The sequence below is a fragment of the Kribbella turkmenica genome, from assembly GCF_004348725.1.
GTDB classification, from domain to species: domain Bacteria; phylum Actinomycetota; class Actinomycetes; order Propionibacteriales; family Kribbellaceae; genus Kribbella; species Kribbella turkmenica.
In genome coordinates this window covers 23,985-46,496 of the sequence record NZ_SMKR01000005.1, presented here as the reverse complement: position 1 = coordinate 46,496, position 22,512 = coordinate 23,985, and the positions used below count along the sequence as shown (strand labels likewise).

The 22,512-nt window shown below is 69.3% G+C and carries 17 protein-coding genes; 10 read left to right on the top strand and 7 right to left on the bottom strand.

Going from position 1 to position 22,512, the window contains the following annotated elements:
• Nucleotides 1-23: 23 nt before the first annotated feature.
• The gene (locus E1218_RS02145) at nucleotides 24-2,984 is read left to right on the top strand and encodes a sacsin N-terminal ATP-binding-like domain-containing protein (RefSeq protein WP_233711942.1); all 2,961 of its coding nucleotides are present in this window, start codon (nucleotides 24-26) and stop codon (nucleotides 2,982-2,984) included.
• On the opposite strand, the gene E1218_RS02140 is transcribed toward E1218_RS02145, so the two are convergent.
• Entirely contained in the window at nucleotides 2,975-4,768 is a 1,794-nt protein-coding gene (locus E1218_RS02140) for an AfsR/SARP family transcriptional regulator (RefSeq protein WP_132315630.1), read from the bottom strand. The genes E1218_RS02145 and E1218_RS02140 overlap by 10 nt on opposite strands.
• A 126-nt stretch (nucleotides 4,769-4,894) precedes the next feature.
• On the bottom strand, nucleotides 4,895-5,710 hold the full coding sequence (locus E1218_RS02135; RefSeq protein ID WP_132315628.1) for a class I SAM-dependent methyltransferase: 816 nt from the start codon (nucleotides 5,708-5,710) through the stop codon (nucleotides 4,895-4,897).
• Nucleotides 5,711-6,009: 299 nt separating this feature from the next.
• On the opposite strand from E1218_RS02135, the gene E1218_RS02130 reads away from it, so the two are divergent.
• The 5 genes from E1218_RS02130 to E1218_RS02110 are packed head-to-tail and all read left to right on the top strand — an operon-like array spanning nucleotide 6,010 to nucleotide 11,515.
• Entirely contained in the window at nucleotides 6,010-7,848 is a 1,839-nt protein-coding gene (locus E1218_RS02130; RefSeq protein WP_132315626.1) for an ABC transporter substrate-binding protein, read from the top strand.
• Entirely contained in the window at nucleotides 7,845-8,939 is a 1,095-nt protein-coding gene (locus E1218_RS02125; protein WP_132315624.1) for an ABC transporter permease, read from the top strand. Before E1218_RS02130 ends, E1218_RS02125 begins: the two co-directional genes overlap by 4 nt.
• Nucleotides 8,940-8,944: 5 nt before the next feature.
• On the top strand, nucleotides 8,945-9,820 hold the full coding sequence (locus tag E1218_RS02120) for an ABC transporter permease (RefSeq protein ID WP_233711941.1): 876 nt from the start codon (nucleotides 8,945-8,947) through the stop codon (nucleotides 9,818-9,820).
• Nucleotides 9,813-10,625 (top strand): ABC transporter ATP-binding protein, encoded by an 813-nt coding sequence (locus E1218_RS02115; protein ID WP_132315620.1) that lies wholly within the window; start codon nucleotides 9,813-9,815, stop codon nucleotides 10,623-10,625. Before E1218_RS02120 ends, E1218_RS02115 begins: the two co-directional genes overlap by 8 nt.
• Nucleotides 10,622-11,515, top strand: a complete 894-nt coding sequence (locus tag E1218_RS02110; RefSeq protein WP_132315618.1) for an ABC transporter ATP-binding protein — start codon at nucleotides 10,622-10,624, stop codon at nucleotides 11,513-11,515. The genes E1218_RS02115 and E1218_RS02110 overlap by 4 nt, the downstream gene beginning before the upstream one ends.
• Before the next feature lie 29 nt (nucleotides 11,516-11,544).
• Here the strand turns inward: E1218_RS02110 and E1218_RS02105 are convergent, their stop codons facing one another.
• Nucleotides 11,545-13,581, bottom strand: a complete 2,037-nt coding sequence (locus E1218_RS02105) for a phosphocholine-specific phospholipase C (RefSeq protein WP_132315616.1) — start codon at nucleotides 13,579-13,581, stop codon at nucleotides 11,545-11,547.
• A 220-nt stretch (nucleotides 13,582-13,801) separates the two neighbouring features.
• Nucleotides 13,802-15,904, bottom strand: coding sequence for a M6 family metalloprotease domain-containing protein (locus E1218_RS02100; protein WP_233711940.1), 2,103 nt, complete (start codon nucleotides 15,902-15,904; stop codon nucleotides 13,802-13,804).
• Between the two features lie 153 nt (nucleotides 15,905-16,057).
• On the opposite strand from E1218_RS02100, the gene E1218_RS02095 reads away from it, so the two are divergent.
• Nucleotides 16,058-17,416, top strand: coding sequence for an NAD-dependent succinate-semialdehyde dehydrogenase (locus E1218_RS02095; RefSeq protein WP_132315614.1), 1,359 nt, complete (start codon nucleotides 16,058-16,060; stop codon nucleotides 17,414-17,416).
• Between the two features lie 141 nt (nucleotides 17,417-17,557).
• Nucleotides 17,558-18,508, top strand: coding sequence for a trypsin-like serine peptidase (locus E1218_RS02090; RefSeq protein ID WP_202865719.1), 951 nt, complete (start codon nucleotides 17,558-17,560; stop codon nucleotides 18,506-18,508).
• Between the two features lie 18 nt (nucleotides 18,509-18,526).
• On the opposite strand, the gene E1218_RS02085 is transcribed toward E1218_RS02090, so the two are convergent.
• Nucleotides 18,527-19,012, bottom strand: a complete 486-nt coding sequence (locus tag E1218_RS02085) for a winged helix-turn-helix transcriptional regulator (RefSeq protein WP_132315612.1) — start codon at nucleotides 19,010-19,012, stop codon at nucleotides 18,527-18,529.
• Between the two features lie 65 nt (nucleotides 19,013-19,077).
• Here E1218_RS02085 and E1218_RS02080 point away from each other — a divergent pair, with 65 nt between their 5' ends.
• Nucleotides 19,078-19,590 (top strand): PaaI family thioesterase, encoded by a 513-nt coding sequence (locus E1218_RS02080; RefSeq protein ID WP_132315610.1) that lies wholly within the window; start codon nucleotides 19,078-19,080, stop codon nucleotides 19,588-19,590.
• Here the strand turns inward: E1218_RS02080 and E1218_RS02075 are convergent.
• Entirely contained in the window at nucleotides 19,584-20,333 is a 750-nt protein-coding gene (locus tag E1218_RS02075; RefSeq protein ID WP_165949088.1) for an AraC family transcriptional regulator, read from the bottom strand. The genes E1218_RS02080 and E1218_RS02075 overlap by 7 nt on opposite strands.
• Before the next feature lie 85 nt (nucleotides 20,334-20,418).
• Between E1218_RS02075 and E1218_RS02070 the strand changes: the two genes are divergently transcribed.
• On the top strand, nucleotides 20,419-21,186 hold the full coding sequence (locus E1218_RS02070; RefSeq protein ID WP_132315606.1) for a phytanoyl-CoA dioxygenase family protein: 768 nt from the start codon (nucleotides 20,419-20,421) through the stop codon (nucleotides 21,184-21,186).
• A gap of 10 nt (nucleotides 21,187-21,196) precedes the next feature.
• Here E1218_RS02070 and E1218_RS02065 read toward each other — a convergent pair whose 3' ends face one another.
• Nucleotides 21,197-22,438: an aminotransferase class I/II-fold pyridoxal phosphate-dependent enzyme gene (locus tag E1218_RS02065; RefSeq protein ID WP_132315604.1), complete on the bottom strand. Its 1,242-nt coding sequence runs from the start codon at nucleotides 22,436-22,438 to the stop codon at nucleotides 21,197-21,199.
• Between the last annotated feature and the right edge of the window lie 74 nt (nucleotides 22,439-22,512).

Here is a 22,512-nt window from a genome sequence, read left to right as displayed (position 1 = left end):
GGGCAGTTGGCATACTGCACGGCGTGAGCGAGGACAGGTTCGGGACGGCGGCGATTCGGGAGCGGGTGCTGGCCGGCTGGGCGGCGGCGCCCGTGCGGTTCCGGGAGGACGCGAACGCCGAGGAGGACCTGGCGCTCGGCGGGTACGTCGACCGGGTGGTCGTCGAGCTGGCGCAGAACGCGGCGGACGCGGCCGCGCGGGCGGGTGTGCCCGGGCGGGTGCTGTTCTCGTTCCGCGGGAGCACCCTGGTGGTGGCGAACACCGGTACGCCGTTGTCCGCCGAGGGCGTCGAGTCGCTGGCCACGCTGCGGGCGTCGGCCAAGCGGGACGAGCCGACGGTCGGACGCTTCGGGGTCGGGTTCTCCGCTGTTCTCGCGGTGACCGACGAGCCGGTGATCCTGTCCCGGACCGGAGGGGTCCGGTTCTCGAAGGCGGACACCGCGGCCGCGATCGCCGGGGTGGGGTCGGCCCGCCTCGCCACCGAGGTACGGCGCCGCGACGGGCAGGTGCCGGCGTTGCGGCTGCCGTTCGAGGCCCAGGGCGAGCCGCCGGAGGGATACGACACCGCGGTCGTCCTGCCGCTGCGCGACGAGGCCGCAATCGCTTTGGTACGGCGCCTGCTCACCGAGGCCGGGGACGCGCTGCTCCTCGCCCTGCCGGGACTCGTACGGATCGAGATCGAGACGCCCGACGGACACCGCGTCCTCGCAGACGCCGAGTCCCGCTGGCACGTCCACCGCGCCGGCGGCACCTTCGACGACCACGAACGCGATGCACTGCTGTCCGACCGTCCCGTCGAGGAACGCTCCCGCCCACAGTGGTCGGTCCTCTGGGCACTTCCTCGGGACCCGGCGGCCGGGCTCCCGGGTGTGGTCCAGGCGCCTACTCCGACGGAGGAGCCGCTGAGTCTGCCGGCGTTGCTGCTGGCGTCGTTCCCGCTGGATCCGACCCGGCGGCATGTCGCGCAGGGGGCGCTGACCGACCGGCTGACCCGGGAAGCGGCGGTCGCGTACGCCGAGCTGCTCCGGCGGCGGGTCGCCGACGGCGACGACGTGCTCGCTCTCGTGCCGACCTGGCTGGCCGCGGGAGCGCTGGATCGGGCGATCCGGGACGAGATCATCACGGTGCTGCCGAGTACGCCGATCCTCCGGGCAGTGGCGGACGACAAGGTCGTCAGACCGCGGGACGCCGTCGTGGTCGACGGAGCGGACGAAGCATTCACCGCCGTTCTCGCGCCGATCGTCCCCGGACTGATCCGGTCAAGCCTGCAGTTCCGCACCGCCCTCGACACCCTCCGAGTGCGCAGGCTCGAACTGGCCGAGGTGATCGACCAGCTCGGCGCCGGCGATTCCCCCGAATGGTGGCGCACTCTCTACTCCTCGCTCGCCGGCATGGTCACGGACGCCCTGCTGCGTGAATCGCTCGGCACCCTGCCCGTCCCGCTCGCCGACGGCCGCCTCGTCCGCGGCGTACGCGGCCTGCTCCTGCCAGGCCCCGAGCTCCCCGTCGACGTCCTCAGGGAGTTCGGCGAGTACGGCGTCCGCGTAGTCCACCCGGGTGCCGTCGACCCCGCGCTGGAGCGTCTCGGCGCACTCCCCGCGACCCCGCGGACATTGCTGGAGGACAGCGCCGTACGCGCGGCGGTCGAGCACTCGCTCGAGGCCGACGACCCGGACGCGATCGCACACGCGGTCCTGAGCCTGGTCGCCGCCGACCCGTCACAGGCGGACGGCTTGTGGTGGCTCGCAGACCTCGCACTGCGCGACGGCGACGGCGAACTGGTCCCCGCGAACGCCCTCGTCGTTCCCGGCTCCGTGGCCGAGGAGATCCTGGACGACGACGAGGTCGCACCGGTCGACCGGTCCCTGCTCGACCGCTACGGACTGCCCGCGCTGGAGGCGGTCGGCGTCCTCACGACCCTCGGCGTGGTGACCGCCGCCGACGTCGCGCTGGACGAGCTGCCCGAGCCTCTCGGCGACCTCGACGGCATCGAGGACTGGGCGGACGACGTGGCACCGGACGGATCCCGGTACGGCGCCACGGTCGGTGAGCTGGCCGCGATCCGCGACCTCGACTGGATCACCGACGACGCCTGGCCCCGGGTTCTCGAACTGTTCGGGTCGTCGCCCGCGCTGCGGCGCGCGCTGGTCACCCAGGTGCGCGTGGTCGGTCCCGACGACCGTCCGCTCGGCGTCCCGTCGTACTCGGCCTGGTGGATCCGCGAACGGGTCCTGCTGGCGGACGGCGAACCGCTGGCCGGCCGGGCCGATCCGGCCGCCGACCCGGTGCTCGCGAGCTTCCTCGACGAGGCGCCGGCGTGGACGGCCGGTCTCGACCCCGAGGTACGGACGGCGGTCGGCCTGGTCCGCGAGGCCGGCGATCTCGATGCCGACGGCATCGGCCTGCTGCTGGAGCGGCTCGCCGACCCCGACCGCGAGGTCGACCAGAGCGCGATCCTGCGGTTGTGGAACCGGCTCGGGATGCTGGCGGTGTTCCCGGGAGACGCGCCGGAGCAGGTCCGCGTCCTCACGGACGACGGCCTGACCCGTGTCGTCGACGCCGGCCGCGCCGTGGTCGTGGACGGCCCGATGTGGTTGCAGCGCACGGATCTGGGCGGTTTCGTCGTCGCGTCCGGCGCGGCGGCGGACGGGCTGAGCGACCTGTTCGAGGTGCCGATGGCGCAGGAAGTTGCCGAGGGCAAGGTCGACGGCGAGGGGACGGCGGCGGACGTGCCGGCGATCGTACTCGAGCTGGTTCCCGAGGTGCCGCCGGTGTGGTGGGAGCACGAGGAGCTCACGGTCGACGGCGTCGAGGTGTCGTGGTGGGTGGACGACGAGGGCGCTCCGCACGCGGCGACGTTCGACGGTCTGGCCAAGGCGCTGGCCTGGGCGAGTGGCCGGTGGGACCAGCGGCACGTGGTTCGTGCCGTCCTGAACGAGCCCGACCGCAGTTCCGAGCTGCTGATCGATGCCGTCTACGACTGAGCCAACGCGTGCAGCGCAGGGTTGTCGATGTCCGCACTGAGTGAGCGTGCGGCCGCGGTGGCGCGGCGATCGCCGAGCCGTCCGAGGTGGAGCTGCGCGTGCACCTGCATCTCCCGCAGGTCGCAGTGGGCCGCGAGCGCGGAGAGACGGCTCGCGAGGTGACGGGCACGCTCGCCGTCGGACCGGTCGAGCGCCGTACCGGCAGCGGTGTCGAGCACGTGCGCGTGCACCCACTGATAGCGGTCCGGCTCACGGCTCGCGCGGGTCAGGGCGAGATCGAGCCACTCGGTGGCACCCGGGTAGTCGCCCCGGCCGGCGTGCAGCAGCGCGAGTCCGCGCCCCGCCATCCCCTCCCAGCAAGGGTCGTTCAGCTGACAGCCGAGGGCCCAGGCCTGCTCGAACCCTTCCGCCGACGTGTCCAGCTTCCCGGCGTAGAGGTCGAGCTCCGCGGCGAGCGCCTGCGGCCACGGCAGGAAGGCGATCCAGCGTTCCCGCCGCACCAGGTCGAGGGTCTCGGCCAGCACCGCCGCGGCCTGGCTGTACTCCGATCGCAACAAGTGTGCCCGTCCCACCAACGACAGCGACCACGCCTGCTGCCGGTGATCGCCACAGCGGGCAGCAAGCTCGGCCGACTCGCCCAGTTGCTCGAACGCGGCCGGGTAGTCGGCCCGGTCGGAGGAGTTCATCCCGCGGACGCCGAGAATCGCGGCGTACTCCGCGTCCGTCTCGGCCAGTGTCTGGGCCCTGGCCAGCCACTCGTCTCCCGTCGTGCGCCGGCCGGCCTGGATCTCGATGAAGCCCAGTTCGCGCATCGCCAGCACCGAGCTCGCCCGCTCACCGGCCTCATCGGCGACCGCCAACGCCTCGTGCAGGACGATCGCGCCTTCCTCGTCATGGCCGCGGATCGCGTGCACGAGAGCGCCGCCGAGCGCGGCGAGCGCTTGGGCTTCCAACGTCTTGTCGTGACACTGGACCGCCAGTGCCGCGGCCTGGCGCAGACACTGCAGACCCGCGTCGACCGCACCGGCCACGATCGCCGCCCGGCCGGCCTTGAGCTGACTGACGGCGGCGGCCCGGCCACTGAGCGGGGGACCGGACTTCGGCGCGACCTCGGCCGCCTCCCGGAGCGTCCCGGACACGCCGATGCCGAGCTCGCGCCGGAACAGGTCCTCACAGATCGAGATCTGCCGCAGAGCACTCACCCGGTCACCCGAGCTGGCCATGCTCCGGATGAGCAGCTCGTGGTTGCCCTGCTCGTGCCGATTGATCGCGACCGCCTTGGCCGCGAAGGGAATCGCCGCACCCGGCTGCCCGGCGGCCAGCAGGGCGATCGCGTTCTGCCGGAGTCGCGCCTCGATCGCACCGGCCACCCGGCGGCGCTCGACCAGCAGCCACGACTCGAACTCCGGGCACGACTCCAGGTCCACTCCCTCGAGCAGCTCGCCGCCGTGCGCGAGCAGCAACTCGGGCTCGGCCGGCTCGGTCAGCGCCAGCACGTCGACGGTCGTCGTACTGTCGAGGGCCGCCACGACCGGATCGCCGGTCAGCAGGTCCGGTACGCCGATCGCGCGCCGGAGCTCGGCCAGCGTCCAGCGCAGCGCACCGAGCGGATCTTCGGCATCGGCGAAGAACAGCTCAGCGAGGCGGCGTCGGCTGGGCGGCCGCTCGGCCAGCAACAGGTAGCCGAGCAGCGCCCAGGCCTTCCGCCCACGGGGCTGACGACCCGGCTCCACACCGTGCTCGATCACCGGCGGACCGAGCAGCCGGATCGTCACCATCACCATCACCCGTTCCCCTCCCAGGCTGGTCGGCTGACCCACCAGCCTGTGGGTTCGCCAGCCGGAATCCGATCAGCTAACCCCGCATCTGGTGGGTCAACCAGCCAGAGGCCCCAGGGACAGTGTGGACCTTCAGCGGCGGATTCCCACGGCCTCGAGGTATTCGGCGCGGGCGGCGACCGTGCCGTCGTCGGCGTGGTCGAAGGGGCGCGGTACGTCGGCCAGCTCGCGGGCGAACTGCTTCAGGTCCTCGCCGTCGAGGGTCCCGGCGAGCCGGGTGATCGGTCCGTAGAAGTCGCGGAACCACTCGGAGAAGTGCTCCGGCGAGTGGTAGCGGAACACGTACTCGCGCCGGTTCAGCGCGACCCACTCGACCCGGTCGCCGAACAGCTCGAACAGGTGGTCCTCGGTACCCCACAGCGTCGGCGACCGCACGCCGGCCGGCGGCGGGGCCCACTTCGAGACCGTCTTGAACAGCTGGCCGATCATCCCGGCCGGCGTCCAGCTCGCCAGCGCGATCTTGCCGCCCGGCGCCGTCGCCCGGACGAGCTCGTCGGCCGCCTTCTGGTGGTTCGGCGCGAACATCACGCCGACCGTGCTGCAGACGAGGTCGAACGCGCTGTCCGAAACCGGCAGGTTCTCTGCGTCGCCCTCGGTGAACGTCACCGGCAGGTGTTCCGCAGCGGCCCGCTCCCGGCCCTGCTCCAGCAGGTTCGGCGCGTAGTCCACCCCGGTCGCCTCGGCGAACCGGCGGGCGGCCGCCATCGCGGCGTTGCCCTGGCCGCAGGCGACGTCGAGCACTCGGTGCCCGGCGCGCACGTCGGCGGCCTCGACCAGGAGCTCGGCGATGATCTGCAGAGTGTTGCCCACCCGCGGGTAGTCGCCGGTCTGCCAGCCGGCCCGCTGCTTGTCCTTGATCGCCTCGAAGTCCACGGTCGTGTTCGTCATGTCTCCCCCTGGGAATCACTGATTTCGCGGCCGCCCGGTGCAGCCGTCGTACTCGATGGAAGACGGTCGCCGTGTGACGCGGCGTGTGACGAACTCCGGATCGTCGCGCCTGAGACTTGTTACGCAGAGCAAGCCAACGTTGTCAGAGGTTGGTATATCGACTGATCAGCGCATTCGCCGCAGATGTTCCAACGTGGCAATGAACTCTTGCCAACGTTGTCATCCCTACTTATAGTCCGTGGCACCTCTCGGTCGGTGATCGCCCTGTCCGCGCAACGGAAACGGAGGTGACTTTCGTCATGAACGAAGCGCCGCGCCCCCAGTACGAAGATGTCGAGGATGTCGTCCGGTACCAGCTGAGCCGGCGGAGCCTGGTCGGAGGAGGAGCCGCGGCCGCGATGGCCGCCTTCCTCACGGCCTGCTCCGGCAGCGGCTCGTACTCGGACAAGCCCACGAACGACAACAAACCCGCCGCCACCAAGTCGATCCAGATCGGCAAGGCCAACATCCCGGTCCCACGGGACCAGACGGTGATCGTCGGCCAGGTCGAGTACACGGTCTTCGACAGCTTCAACGGGATGATCCCGAACGGGGCCCCGAACGGCGCCGGTGTGGAGCTGGCCACCGAGCCGCTGTTCTTCCTCAGCTTCGCCACCGGCAAGCTGACGCCGTGGCTGGCCACCGAGTACAAGTACAACGACGACCACACCGAGCTGACCCTGAAGTTCGACCCGAAGGCGCACTGGAACGACGGCAAGCCGCTGGGTGCGAACGACTTCAGGTTCACCGTGATGGCGCTCAAGGACCGGCCCGACCTGTTCGGCGGCGGCGGCGAGCTGAAGGAATTCGTCGAGACGGTCGAGGTTCCGGACCCGCAGACCGCAGTGGTCAAGTTCCTCAAGCCGACGCCGCGGTTCCACTACAACTTCATCGCGGCGATCGCGGGCGCGCCGAACAACATCATGCCCGAGCACATCTGGAAGTCACAGGACCTGACGAAGTACAAGGACAATCCCCCGGTCCGCTCGGGTCCGTACAAGCTGAAGCAGGCGATCCGGAACCAGAAGATGTTCGTCTGGGAGAAGGACCCGAACTACTGGAACAAGGACAAGCTGGACGTCAAGCCCCAGTACGTCGTGTTCCAGAGCACCTCGAAGCAGCTCGACCAGGCGTCGCTGGCGTTCGAGCGCGCGGAGTTCGACGTCGGCTCGATCGACACGCAGCACGCCACGCAGCTGAGCAACACCGGCTACCCGAACCTGGTCACGACGCAGTTCCACGACCCGAACCCACGGGTGCTGTGGCTGAACTGCGACCCGGCCCGGGGCGTGATCGCGGAGCCGAAGATGCACTGGGCGATCAACTACTGCCTCGACCGGGAGAAGATCGGGACGTCGGTCTGGGACGTCAAGGTACCGCCCGCGATCTATCCCTGGGCGGACTACCCGACCAACGACAAGTGGAAGAACGACGAACTCGCCGACAAGTACAAGTTCGAGTACAACCTGGACAAGGCGGCCCAGCTGCTCGACGAGATCGCGCCGAAGAACGCGGCCGGAAGGCGCGCGTACAAGGGCAAGGAGATCAACCTCGAGATCATCACGCCCGCGCAGGTCGACAAGGCCGAGTACGCGATCGCGAACGTGCTGAAGACCGATCTCGCCAAGGTCGGGGTGCCGTGTACGCTGCGCAGCCTGTCCGGCAGCGTGCATGACGAGAAGTTCCAGCGCGGCGAGTACGACATCGACTCCCAATGGGCCGGCTTCGCCATCGACCCCGCTCAGCTCTACACCGACTGGGACAGCAGCAAGGCACAACCGATCGGCAAGAACGCCGCCAACAAGAACAAGATGCGGTTCCGCGATCCGGCGTTCGACGAGATCGTCCGGAAGCTGACCGGTATGGACCCGAACAGCGAGGAGGCGAAGCCGCTGCTCGACCAGGCGCTGGAGATCTACTTCCAGAAGTTGCCGCTGCTGCCGGTCATCCAGACGGGGTACCCGCAGTACTTCAACACCGCGTTCTGGAAGGGCTGGCCGACCGACGACGACCTGTACGAGGTGCCGCTGAACTGGTGGCCGCACTTCACCTTCATTCTCGGCAAGATCGAGGCCACCGGGCAGAAGGGACCGGCGTGACGGCGGAAGCCCCGCCGGTGGTCACTGTCGACAAGAGCCAGGACTCCGCACCGCCGTCCGGGGTGCGGGCCTGGCTGTCGCGGCACCCGCTGGCGGCGTACGCGATCCGGAGGTTCGGGCTCTACCTGGTGGAGCTGTGGGGAGCGCTCACCATCGCGTTCTTCTTCTTCCGGCTGATGCCGGGTGACCCGGTCCGGACGCTGATCCAGACCTTGCAGCAGAACTACATTTACAACGCCCAGGCCAGTGCGGAGCTGATCGCCCGCTACCGGACCGAGTTCGGCCTCGACGGCAACCTGTTCGTCCAGTACGTGAAGTACATGGAAAAGCTGGTCCTGCACGGCGACATGGGACCGTCGCTGATCAACTATCCGACGCCGGCGCAGACCGTCATCCTCAGGTCGTTGCCCTGGACAATCGGCCTGCTGGGCATCTCCGCCGTGCTGGCGTGGATCTTCGGCGTCGTCATCGGCGCGATCGCCGGCTGGCGGCGTGGCAAGCTCGGCTCGACGATCACGACCAACCTGGCGATCGCGCTGGCGCACGTGCCGTTCTTCTTCGTCGCGCTGATCCTGGTGTATGTCTTCGCCTACACCCTCGGGATGCTGCCGGCCAGATCGGCGTACGACTCCAGCATCGCTCCGGGAATCACACCGGAGTTCATCGGCAGTGTGCTCAAGTACGGCCTACTGCCGGCGTTGTCGATCGTGGTGATCGGGACGTTCGGCTGGATCCTGTCCACCCGGATGCTGATGGTGCCGATCCTCGGCGAGGACTACCTGGTGTACGCCGAGGCGAAGGGCCTGAAGGGTTCGCGGATCCTGACCCGGTACGCGCTGCGGAACTGTTACCTGCCGCAGATCACCGCGTTCGGGATCTCGCTGGGCTTCATCTTCAACGGCAACGTGCTGGTCGAGCAGTTGTTCAACTACCCGGGTCTGGGGACCACGCTGGTCACCGCGATCCAGCAGCTCGACTTCAACACGATCCTCGGAGTGACGAACATAGCGATCTTCTCGGTGCTGACCGCCGTCCTCCTGCTCGATCTCCTCCTGCCTCTGCTTGACCCCCGGGTCAAGTACTGGAAGTGATGCCGATGAGACTCCTCCATGCTGTGGTGCGGACGATCCGCAACAGCCGCCGGCTGGCGACCGGACTGGTGATCCTGGCCGCGATGATCCTGGTGGCGTTGTTCAGCCCGCTGATCATCAAGCTCATCGGCGGGGGCACCAACCCGATCGAGGTGGCGGCGTACGAGAAGTGGCTGGTGCCGTCGGCCGACCACCTGCTCGGGACCGACCAGTTCGGCCGCGACGTGTTCGCGATGGTGATCAAGGCGCTCTCGGTCTCGCTGCAGATCGGCGCGATCGCCGGGCTGATCTCGACCGTGGTCGGGGTGATCGTGGCGTTCGTGGCCGGGTACAAGGGCGGCTGGATCGACGGGATCCTGTCCACGTTCACCGGAATCCTGCTGGTCATCCCGACGTTCCCGCTGCTGATCGCGTTGTCGGCGTACGCGAAGAACGTGACCTTGTTCCAGGTCGGGGTGATGATCTCGATCTTCGCCTGGCCGTTCGCGGCCAAGACGATCCGCTCCCAGGTGCTCAGCCTGCGGACCCGGCCGTACGTCGACCTCGCCCGGGTGACCAAGGCTCGGGACATGGAGATCATCGTCACCGAGCTGCTGCCGAACCTGCTGCCGTTCATCGGGGTCGGCTTCGCGTCCTCGGCGCTCGGTGCGATCTTCGGGCTGGTCGGCCTGGAGGTGATCGGGCTCGGGCCGGGTGGCGTGATCGACCTCGGCCAGATCATCTACAACGCGATCACCACCGGCGCGCTGACCCTGGGCGCGTGGCCGATGTTCGTGGTCCCGATCGCGCTGCTGACATTGCTGTTCGCGGCGCTGAACATGGTCAACATCGGGTTGGAAGAGGTCTACAACCCGCGGCTGAGGGGAGTGGCCGGTGAGTGAGATCGTCCTGGACATCAAGGGACTGGAGGTCACCTACCGGTCGACCCACGGCGACGTGCAGGCGGTCCGCGGTGTCGACCTCGCAGTCCGCCGCGGGGAGATCCTCGGCATCGCCGGCGAGTCGGGCAGCGGGAAGAGTACGCTCGCGGTCGCCTTGCTCCGGTTGCTGAAGCCGCCGGGGCATGTGACCGGTGGCTCGGCGATGTTCCACCCGGCCGGGCGCTCGCCGGTCGACCTGCTGACAGTGAACGGCGAGGAGCTTCGGGTGCTGCGGTGGTCGGCGCTGTCGTATCTGCCGCAGGGGTCGATGAGCTCGCTCAACCCGGTGATGCGGGTGCAGGATCAGTTCAAGGACGTGATCCTGGAGCACGCGCCGGCCCGGAAGGACTCGCTGGGGGAGTTGATCCCCAGGCTGCTCGGTCAGGTCGGGCTCGAACCGCGGGTGGCGCGGATGTACCCGCACGAGCTGTCCGGCGGGATGAAGCAGCGGGTACTGATGGCGATCGCGGTCGCCCTCGAACCCGACCTGGTGATCGCGGACGAGCCGACCACCGCGCTGGATGTGACGATCCAGCGGGTGATCCTGCAGTCGCTGGCCGACCTACGCACCGACTTCGGCGTGACGCTGATGGTGATCTCGCACGACATGGGTGTGCACGCGCAGCTGGCCGACCGGGTCGCGGTGATGTACGAGGGCCGGCTGGTCGAGGTCGGCGACGTACGCCAGGTGTTCAAGGACCCGCGCGATCCCTACACGCGACAGCTGATCGAGTCGATCCCGCGGATGGGAAGGAGGGCATCATGAAGTCCGAGCTCGAACTTCGTGGCGTGCAGCAACGGTTCCACGCTCGGGGCGTGGCCGGCGGCTACATCACGGCCGTGGACGACGTGAGCTTCACGCTCGCGGCCGAGCCGCCGCAGGTGGTCAGCCTGGTCGGCCAGAGCGGCAGCGGGAAAAGCACGATCGCCCGCAACGTTCTCGGCCTGCAGAAACCCACCCAGGGATCCGTGCTGTACGGCGGCAAGGACATCTTCAAGCTGAGCAGGGCTGAGTACGACGCGTACCGGCGCGACGTCCAGCCGGTGTTCCAGGACCCGTACGCGATCTTCAACCCGTTCTACCGAGTCGATCGCGCGCTCTGGAAGGCGGTGAAGAAGTTCGGGCTGACGACCAGCCGGTCCAAGGGCCTGGAGCTGATCGAGGAGTCGCTGCGGGCGGTCCGGCTGGAGCCGGAGAACGTGCTCGGCCGCTACCCGCACCAGCTGTCCGGCGGCCAGCGGCAACGCATCATGCTGGCCCGGGTGCACATGCTGCGGCCGTCGTTCATCATCGCCGACGAGCCGGTGTCGATGCTGGACGCCCAGGTGCGCAAGCACTTCCTGGACATCCTGCTCGACTTCCAGCGCGAGCACGGGATGACCACGCTGTTCATCACCCACGACCTGTCCACCGTGTACTACCTGGGCGGCGAGGTCATGGTGATCACCAAGGGCTCGATCGTCGAGCGCGGCCCGGTGTCCACGGTCATGCACGACCCGTCGCACCCCTACACCCGGCTTCTGCTGGACTCCATCCCCCAACCCGACCCCGACGACCGCTGGACCACCCGCATCCGGGTCGACGAACTCGACGAGGAAGAGGAGGCCGAGAAGGCGCCCGCCACCACCAGTGGCCCGGAGACTCCGATCATCTAGAGTCGCCGGGCCGGCGGTGGTGCCGCCCGTCAGACCGTGCGGATGGCGGGGTCGCTGAGGCCGGGAGTGCCGGTTTCGACGTGGCCGGCGAGGCGGCGCAGGTACGCCGGGTCGGAGTCGGTGAGGACCTGGACGTCGTACCAGCGGTTGGTGGTGGTGACGGTGTGGGTGGTCAGGCCCGGGCGCAGGTGGAGGCGTTTCGGCTTGCCGCCGTACGCGGTGGTGAGGGTGACCTGGCGGGCGACGTCGGTGCTGAAGGTGAGGTCGAGGTCGCCGGTGCGAGCGTTCTCGCGGGCGGTGATCTCGAGGCCGGTCGCGGGTCTGCCCTTGAAGCCGCGCAGGAAGCCGTTCGGGCCGTGCACGGTCAGGTCGTACACGCCGCCGGAGTACACGGTGTTCCAGGTGTCCGCGATGCTCTTGCCGGCCTCGGTCGTGTAGGTCCACGGCCCGTCGGTGCGGTTCGCGGCCGTGATCAGGAACTGTGCACCGGCCCTCGGACCCGACCGGAAGGTCAGCGTGTACTTGCCACCGGCAACGGACCCGTCGACGACCGGTGCGTACGGCAACGGCCTGGTCCGGCGCCGGCCGCGCTCCTGGGCGGGGATGCTGCCGACCGCGGGCGGTGTCGGCCGGTAGTCCGGGTGCCGGTCGTTGTCCGGCGGTTCGTACGCCGACGTGTCCGGCAGCTCGGCCGGCCGGGTGGTCGACGTACTGAAGTCGAAGGCGGAGGTGAGGTCACCGCAGATCGCCCGGCGCCACGGCGAGATGTTCGGCTCGTGCACGCCGAACCGCTTCTCCATGAACCGGATGATCGAGGTGTGGTCGAACACCTCAGAGCAGCTGTAGCCGCCGGTGCTCCAGGGCGACACCACGAACATCGGCACGCGCGGGCCGAGACCGTACGGGCCGGCGACGTACTTGCTGTTGCCCGGGTAGTTGTCGAGCGTGGTGTCGACGGTGGACAGCCCCTGGGACGCCGAGGCCGGCGGGTACGGCGGGACGACGTGGTCGAAGAAGCCGTCGTTCTCGTCGTAGGTGACGAACAGGGCGGTCCGGCTCCAGGCCTCCGGGTTCGCGGTGAGCGCGTCCAGGACCTGCGAGATGTACCAGGCGCCGTAGTTCGTCGGCCAGTTCGAGTGCTCGGTGAACGCCTCGGGCGTGGCGATCCAGGAGATCTGCGGCAGCCGGTTCGCCTGCACGTCCGCGGCCAGGTTGGCGAACAGGCTCTCGCCGGCCTTCGCGTTCGTGCCGGTGCGGGCCTTCTCGTACAGCGCGTCGCCCGGCTGCGCGTTGCGGTAGCTGTCGAAGTACAGCAGCGAGTTGTCGCCGTAGTTCCCGCGGTACGCGTCGTCGATCCACCCCCAGTGCCCGGCCGCGTCCAGGCCGTCGCCGATGTCCTGGTAGATCTTCCACGAGATCCCGGCCTGCTCGAGCCGCTCCGGGTACGTCGTCCAGCCGTACCCGAGCTCGTCGTTGCCGAGCACCGGTCCGCCGCCCGTGCCGTCGTTCCCGGTGTAGCCGGTCCACAGGTAGTACCGGTTCGGGTCGGTCGCACCGATGAACGAGCAGTGGTAGGCGTCGCAGATGGTGAACTTGTCCGCGAGCGCGAAGTGGAAGGGGATGTCCTCGCGGGTCAGGTACGCCATCGTGACCGGGGACTTGGCCGCGATCCACTGGTCGTACCTGCCACCGTTGATCGCCTGGTGCCCGTCCGGCCAGCTGTGCGGCAGCCCCTGGAGGAACTGCAGCCCGAGGTCGTCGGCCTCCGGGTGGAACGGCAGCGTCTCCTGCCCGCCGCTGCTCGTCTGGTGCCAGACGGACTTGCCGCTCGGCAGCGTCACCGGCCGCGGGTCGCCGAAGCCGCGCACCCCCTTGAGGGTGCCGAAGTAGTGGTCGAACGAACGGTTCTCCTGCATCAGGACGACGATGTGCTCGACGTCCTGGATGCTGCCGTGCCGGCGGTGGGCCGGGATCGCGGCGGCCTGCTCGATGCTGTTGGCCATCGCGGTGAACGCGGCCGACGCACCGGCGAGCTGGAGAAATCTGCGACGGTTGATGTCTGGCATGCGTGCTCTCCTGGTGGCGGTGGGGCGGATGGAGTCTGAAACACCAGCACTGCGTCGCACGCACCCTAACCTGAACGATTAACCCACGAAAGATGAAGTCTGTTGTTCGTAGCTTCGGTTTTCAAACTGTTCTGAGCGTTCACGCAGCCACCGGGCGCGGAGTACCTGCACTCCGCGCCCGGTGTCGGCGACGTGTGGACGCTCGACGAACTGGCCGCGGTTACCGCTTGACCGCGATGCAGGTGGCGGTGGACTTCTTGGTGGGGTCGCTCTCGGAGACCGCGGTCAGGGTGACCTTGGCCAGGGTCGACGTGCCGGCCTTGGTGTGGACGGGGACAGTTGTGCGTTGGCCGGCGTTCGCGGTGGCGAGAGCGTTGGGCAGCGACATCGACCAGCCGGTGCCGTCGATGGTCGCGCTGACGCGGTAGACGTCGCCCTCGAGGTACGGCGTGACGTCCTCGGGGTGCTGGCCTCCGCTCCCGGCCCGGCCGGTGTTGCTGAGCGGGAAGTTGCACGTCAGTACGCCGTTCCCGGCCTCCACCGCGGCCGTCGGAAGCACCCGCACCCCGCGCTTCTGCGGTCCCGCGCCGTCGAGCGAACGGATGGCGACGGTGTAGGACAGGACGCCGTGGCGGTCGCGCTTCACGTTGGTGATGTAGAAGTGCAGCCGGTTGGCGGCGTCGGTGTACTCGTACTCGCTGCCCGAGTTGGTGCCGGCGTGGAACAGCGCGTCCGACAGTTGGCGGTAGTCGCCGATGGTGATCGGGACCTCGGTGCCGTCGGGCAGCATGTAGTCGGTCATGCCGATGTCCTGCGGGTTCGCGTCGATCACCCACTCGAACGGCGCCCGGTCCGCGTTCTTGGTCTTCGCCAGCAGGACGCCGGAGTCCGGGGTGAACGAGTCGGTGCCCATCCGGTCGACGACCTCGATCGTGTAGTTCTGGTAGCCGCGGCCGTCGCACATCGGGTCCGTCGCGGTGTCGCACGCGGGCGCGAGATCACCGGCGGCGCCGAGGTCGACGTTGACGCCGGCCAGCCCTTTCGGCCTCGGTTGTACGGCGCGCGCGGTGACGTCGGCGATCACCACGCCGGAGGTCTTCAGAGCGTCGCGGGACAGGCGGAGCACGTTCTGCTCGTCGACCATCTGCAGCTTGATCTTGTTCCGCAGCATGTGTTGTGCGCCCATCGACCCGCCGCCGGTGGCCGGAATCATCCACCGGCTGTGCGGTCCGCCGGGGCCGTTGAAGCTGCCCCGGCTGAGCATCTCCCAGATGCCGGTGTACGAGCGCCGGGGCGGGACGCCGTACGGATTGTTGTAGTTGTCGCCGATGCCGAGGATGTGACTCAGTTCGTGCGCGTACACACCCATCCCGGAGCTCTCCGCCTGGGTCGACGAGCCGCCGCCGGCGTTCGGCCAGATCGACGCACCCGCGGCCCACGAGGTCCAGTCGACGTACCGGGTGTCCGACCAGTTCGGCAGGGCCGGGTCCGGCGGACCGAACTCGTCGGTGACGTCCTCCTTGGTCGGGAACTTCATCATCCCGAACTCCTGCCAGGTGGACGACTCGTCCTGCCCGGCGCTGAGGAAGAACACGAAGTCGAACCCGGCCGGCACCTCCGGCCCCTGGTCGGCGACCCAGGCGGCGCGGCCGTCGGTGCGGATGTTCTTGTTGCAGGTGTCACCGGCGGGACAGGCACCGCCGCCCTGGAACTCCATCGCGTACTCGTGCGACTTGCCGGGCATCCGGTACGGGCCGAACGCGGTCAGGTCGACGCCGTACCGGCCGCCGGAGTCCTCCATCCAGTACTCGTGGATGGTGTGGCCGCGGTTCAGCGGCCCGGGGGTGTTGAGGAAGTCTTTGTAGAACTCGGCGACCTGGTCGCGGGGTACGCCGTTCGCCTCGGCGCTCGGGTTGCCGAACGGGGACGACCCCTTCGGCTGGGTGACGACGAAGTCCTGGTTCGGGTAGTCGAGCAGCACCAGCGCACCCTTGAACGTCCTGGTCGACCCCTTCACGTTCGGGTCGGCCCAGTTCGTCCCGGGCGGCTTGCGGTAGTCGCTCCAGGTCATGTGGTCGGGGTTCTCCCAGTTCTGCGGGTCGATCGGCCCGGGCAGACCCTGTGAGGTGGTGGCGGCGATCCGCTGCTGCGGACCGGACTCCTGCCACGGCTGCTTCTGCGGCCAGTGCGGGTACTGCCAGGCGTTCCCGGGATCCGGGGGAGCGGTGGCACCCGGCGACGCGAGCGCCATCGACGGCACCGACACCGCGGCCAGGACGGCGACCAACTTCAGGACAACGCGAAACTTCCGTTGCTCAGACACGGGCGGGCATCCGATCGACTAGGGCGGGACAACGGGTGGCTGCCATGAGCTTGCCTTGTACACACCCCTGACCACAACAGATGAGACCACTGTATACAGTATGGAAAGAAGTGGTTAGCCTGGGCGCTTGCGCCGTCTCTGGATGGAGGACCCATGTACGTGGTGACGAACCCTGCGAACGGGGAGCTGGTCGAGGAGGTGGCCAACTCGACGAACGAGGAGGTGCGGGCGGCGATCGGGCGGGTGCACTCGGGGTTCCCGGCCTGGCGGAGCCGGCCGGTGGCGGAGCGGGCCGCGATCGTGGCCCGGGCGGCCGACCTGTTCGAGCAGCGGGCCGGCGAACTGGCCGCGACCATGACGCTGGAGATGGGCAAGCGGATCAACGAGGGGCGCGGCGAGATCGGCATCGTGGTGGACATCTTCCGGTACTACGCCGAGCACGGGCCGGCGTTGCTCGCCGACGAACCGCTGGACATCAAGGGCGGCCGGGCGGTGATCACCAAGAGCCCGATCGGCGCGCTGCTCGGGATCATGCCGTGGAACTTCCCCTGCTACCAGGTGGCCCGGTTCGTCGCGCCGAACCTGGTGCTCGGCAACACCATCCTGCTCAAGCACGCGTCGATCTGCCCGCGCTCGGCCCGGGCGATCGAGGAAGTGCTGCGCGACGCCGGCGTACCGGACGACGTGTACGTGAACACGCTCGCGTCCAGCCGGCAGATCCCGGCGATCCTGGCCGACCCGCGGATCCAGGGGGTCTCGCTGACCGGCAGCGAGCAGGCCGGCGTGTCGGTCGCCGCCGAGGCCGGCCGGCACCTGAAGAAGACCGTGCTCGAGCTCGGCGGATCGGACCCGCTGATCATCCTCGACACCGACGACATGGACGAGACCGTGAACGCCACCGCGACCGCGCGGATGCGCAACTGCGGCCAGTCGTGCAACGCGCCGAAGCGGATGATCGTGCTCGCCGACATCTACGACGAGTACGTCGGCCGGCTCACCAAGCGGGTCGCGGAGTACTACGTCCCCGGCGACCCGGCCGACCCGGAGACGAAGCTCCCGCCGCTCGCCTCGGCCGCGGCCGCCGACGAGGTCGCGGCCCAGGTGGCGAAGGCGGTCGAGCAGGGCGCGACCCTGCGGACCGGTGGCCGCCGGATCGAGCCCGGCGCGTACCTCGAGGCGACCGTGCTCACCGACGTGGCACCCGGGACGGACGCGTACTACGAGGAGATCTTCGGGCCGGTGGTGATCGTGTTCCGGGCCGAGACCGAGGACGACGCGGTCCGGCTGGCCAACGACACCCCGTTCGGCCTCGGCGCCAGCGTGTGGGGAACGGACCCCGAGCGGCTCCGCCGGGTGGCCGAGCGGATCGACGCCGGGATGGTCTACCTCAACCGGGCCGGGGGCTCCCAGGCCGACCTGCCGTTCGGCGGGATCAAGCGCTCCGGCATCGGCCGCGAGCTCGGCCCGGCCGGGATCGAGGAGTTCATGAACAAGAAGTCGATCAGGCTCTGAGGGGTTTTGGAACGGGCGATCACGGCCTATGGTGGCGCACCAGATGTCACGGGCCGGTGACACAGTGAAGCCCGGCCCGGCCAGAGCTGTTTCCGTGAGGACGGCCGGTGCGATCCACCGGCCGGGAAAGAGTGGCTGCAGATGATGCGATTCCGCCCCCTTCGTTCCGTCCTGCTCGCAACCACCTGCGCCGTCGGACTCGTCGTACCGCTCGCCGGTACGGCGTCCGCCGGCCGGCACTCGACCGTCCACGAGCAGGCGTCGACCAAGGCCGAGCAGGCCGCGGTGGCCGGCTTCTGGACACCCGAGCGGATGCGGTCCGCCGTACCGATCGACCGGCTGCTGACTCCGAAGCAGCGGTTGCCAGGCCCGGTCGCGTCCGCCGGCAAGCCGACCACCGTGGCACCGACCGCGTTCCCGAACGGCGGCAGCCAGTGGACCGGCGGCGGCAAGATCGTCAGCACCGAGGGCCGGGTGTTCTTCACCTACCAGGGCCGGACGGCGTCGTGCAGCGGTACGGCGGTGACCTCGGCGAACGAGAGCACCGTCATCACCGCCGGGCACTGCGTGAAGCTCGACGGCTCGTTCCACACCAACTGGGTGTTCGTCCCGGCGTACAACAACGGCAGCACACCGTACGGGACGTGGACCGCGAAGAAGACCTACGCGACGCCGCAGTGGGTCGCCAGTGAGGACATCGACTACGACGTCGGCGCCGCGGCGATGAACCCGCTCAACGGCCAGAACCTCACCGACGTGGTCGGCGGCCAGGGCATCGCGTTCAACCAGGCGCGCGGCCAGAACATGTACGCCTTCGGCTACCCGGCGGGCGCGCCGTACGACGGCTCGAAGCTGATCTACTGCAGCGGTACGACGTTCAACGCGTTCATCTCGAACGGGATCGGGATGACCTGCGACATGACCGGCGGCTCGAGTGGCGGCGGCTGGTTCCTGCAGTTCAGCGAGTCCACCGGGGCCGGCATCGTCAACTCGGTGAACAGCTACAAGATCAACTTCATCCCGACCTGGATGTTCGGCCCGTACTTCGGCACCGACGCCCAGAACGTCTACAACGCGGCCCAGGCAGGCTGACGCCGGGCTGTTTCCGGTTCACCGGTTCGAGCGACGCCGTGCTCCCGGACCTGGCCGGGGTACGGCGTCGCGTGGGGACGTGATCGTGTGGCCGGCCTCGCAGTGGAGTTCGGTGTGGACGGTGGCGCCGCAGTCGCGGTGGGCGATGGTGAGCGGTGAGCCCTCGTCGCCGACGAGGTACTTGTCGCCCCAGTCGCGGATCGCGATCAGCAGCGGGTAGAGGTCGAAGCCCTTCTCGGTCAGCCGGTACTCGTCGCGCTGCCGGGCGCCGGGCTCCCGGTACGGCACCCGGCGGAGGATACCGTGCCCGACCAGGGTGCCGAGGCGGTTCGACAGCACCTGGCGGGGGATCGCGGTCCGGATCCGCAGGTCGTCGAACCGCCGGATGCCGTTGAACACCTCGCGCAGCACGACCACCGTCCACCGCTCGCCGAGGATCTCCATCGCCCGGCCGATCGGGCAGTTGTCCACCGACCACTCGAGGGCGTCGTACGTCGTGGTCATGGGGCCATCGTAGTGAGGGCTAGGTCTCGTTGACAGACCCAGGTGAGTGGTGTGAGGCTCGGGCCATGACCGATACCGAGCCGGCCACCCGCCGCCGCACCTTCTCCTGGTCCGACCCGGCCCCGACGGCAGCGTCGCTCGGCGCCTCCTCCGGGCTGGAGATGCTGCAGGCGATGCGGGACGGGAAGCTGCCGGTGCCGCCGATCCTGCAACTGGTCGGCGGGACCGGGCTCGAGGTCGAGGAGGGCAAGGTCACCGTCCTGATGCCGGTCGCGGAGTTCCACTACAACCCGCTCGGCACGGTGCACGGCGGGATCATCGCGACGCTGCTCGACACCGCGGCCGGCTGCACCGTGCACTCGACCCTTCCGGCCGGTGTCGGCTATACCTCGCTCGACCTGATGACGCGGTTCGTCAAGCCGGTCACGATCGCGTCGGGTCTGCTGCGTTGCGAAGGCGCGGTCATCAGCCGTGGACGCCGTACGGCGGTCGCGGAAGCCCGCCTGTACGACGAGCGCGGCACGCTGCTGGCGCACGCCACGTCGACCTGCCTGATCTTCGAGATCCCGGCTCAGTAGTCCGTGGTCCGCAACGCGCCGGGCGCCGAACCGGTGGCCGCCTTGACGTGCCGGCTGAGGTGGCTGACCGAGTCGTAGCCGGTCAGCTCGGCGACCGACTGCAGCGTCAGCGTGGAGTTGCGGATGTGGCCGAGCGCGTGCCGCAGCCGGACGTGCTGCAGCGCAGCGCGCGGGCTCGTGCCGCGGAGCCGGGCGAAGTAGGTCCGGAGCGCGGACGGCGAGATGCCGAGCTCCGCGGCGACCTCGGCGATCCGGACCCCGGCGGCGAAGCGTTCCTCGAAGATCCGCTCGGCCTGCGCGACCAGTCGCTCTGCCGCGGTCGCCGGCTCCGCTGACGCGGCGCGTTGCAGCAGCAGGTCGAGCTCACCCAGCAGCAACGTGCACAGGCGATCGCTGTCGTCGCCTGGCTGGGTGCTCTCGCGGACGAGTGCGTCGAAGACCCGGCCGAGGCTGCGTTCGCCGTCGTCGAAGCAGACCCGTGGCCAAGGCGCACCGGCGACGGCGTCGACCTGGAGGAAACGGTTGGCGTAACCGGTGCGGCTGAGCTCGGCGTGCCAGGTGCGCGGTGGGGTGAGCAGCACTGTCCCGGGGGTCGCGGCGTACGTCTCGTCGCCGATCGGGCACGTGATCCGCCCGCGCACGTAGTAGACCAGCTCCCAGCAGCTGTGTGCGTGCGACGGATAGTCCTTGCCGGGCCCGGCGGTGTGGACGCCGGCGCCGAGCAGCCGAAGCGATCTGTGCATAACCGGCGTCGCCTTCTGCATTGTCTTCCAGGGAGGTCCGATCGATGCTGGCAGCGATTCGTGCATCTGTAAAGGAGTGCTCCAGATGGACATGGCGACCGCACTGCGCGACCTCGGCGTGACCGACGACGTGCTCACGCAGGCCGAGAAGGACCAGCTCGACCGGGACGGATTCCTGCCGCTGGAAGGGATCCTCTCCACGGAGGAGGTGGCCGGACTCAACCAGCGGACGGCCGAGCTGACCGCCGCCGAGGGCGACCGGGCCGGCCTCGAGGTCCACCAGGAGAAGGGCACCGACCGGCTCGCCGACCTGGTGAACAAGGACCCGCGGTTCGAGGTGTGCTTCAGCCACCCGCGCGTCCTGGGCGCGATGCGGCACGTGCTCGGCGAGTTCAGGTTGTCGTCGCTGAACAGCCGCGCGGCGCTGCCCGGCCAGGGGCATCAGAGCCTGCACGCCGACTTCGGCCACCCGGTCGAGCCCGGTGCGTACGAGGTGTGCAACTCGATCTGGCTGCTCGACGACTTCACGCCGGACAACGGCGCGACCCGTGTCGTCCCCGGTTCACACCGGCGCGGGACGATGCCCGGCGACGAGATGGCCGACCCGCGCGACGAGCACCCGGACCAGATCCAGCTGACCGGCAAGGCCGGCACAGTGGTGGTGTTCAACAGCCACCTGTGGCACGGCGGCACCCTGAACCGCACCGACCGGCCGCGCCGGGCGATGCACGCCTACTTCGCGCTCCGGTACCTGCCGCAGCAGCTCGACCAGCAGGCCTACCTCCGGGTCGAGACGTACAAGCGGCTCAGTCCGGCCCAGCGCTACATCCTCGACGTCACCGGCACCGGCTGAGCACAGCGGCTCAGCCGGCCGCCTGCTTCTCCGCGCCGACCAGCCGGACACAGGTGGCCAGACCGGAGATCGCGGCCTCCAACTCGGGGGGCTCCGGGTACGTCGGGGCGATCCGGATCGTGCGGTCGTCGGGGTCGTCGCCGTACGGGTGGCTGGCACCGGCCGGGGTGAGGGCGATGCCGGCGCCCCTGGCCTTGGCGACGACCGCGCGGGCGCAGCCCGGTGGGACCCGGAGGGTGATGAAGTACCCGCCGGCCGGGCTGGTCCAGGACGCCAGGCCGGTGCCGCCGAGCTCGGCGGTGAGGATCTTGTCGACCACCTCGAACTTGGGCCGGATCAGGTCCGCCAGTTTCCGCATGTGCGTCCGCAGGCCGTCGGCGTCCCGGAGGAAGCGCACGTGCCGGAGCTGGTTGAGCTTGTCCGGCCCGATGCTGCGCTTCGAGGTGTGGCTCAGCCACCAGGCGATGTTGGCGGGGGAGGACCCGAAGAACGCGACCCCGGACCCGGCGAACGTGATCTTCGAGCTCGACCCGAACACGAACACCCGGTCCGGGTGACCGTGCTCCGCGGCCAGCGCCAGCAGGTCCGCGATCGCGGTCTCGGTGTCGGTCAGGTGGTGAACGGCGTACGCGTTGTCCCAGAAGATCCGGAAGTCCGGCGCGGCCGTCTCCATCGTGGCCAGCCGGTGCACCGTCTCGTCCGAGTAGACCGTGCCGTCCGGGTTGCTGTACTTCGGCACGCACCAGATGCCCTTGATCTGTGGGTCGGCGGCGACCAGCCGCTCGACCACGTCCATGTCCGGACCGTCCGGCGTCATCGGCACCGGGGCCATCTTGATGCCGAAGCGCTCGCACACCGCGAAGTGCCGGTCGTACCCCGGCACCGGGCAGAGGAACGTGATCTCCGAGTCGGCCCACCGCCGCTCGGCGCCCGGCACGACGCCGAGCAGAGCGAACACGATTGCGTCGTGCATCAGCTCGAGGCTGGAGTTTCCGGCCGCCAGCAACTGGTCCACCGGCACCTGAAGTGCGTCGGCGAAGATCGCCCGCAACTCCGGCAGCCCTTCCAGGCCACCGTAGTTGCGCAGGTCGACGCCGGCCGCCGAGACGTGCTCACCCGGTTGCTCGAGCATCCCGTTCGCCAGGTCGAGCTGTCGCGGCGACGGTTTGCCACGGGTCAGGTCGAGCTTGAGCCCGCGCGCGACTAGGGCGTCGTACTCCTGGCGGGCGCGGTGCAGCTCGTCGACGGTCACGGGACTTCCCTTTCAGCGGTGGTGTCGGCCGACCACAGCCTAGTGACTCACCGCACCGGCCCGCCGACGCCATC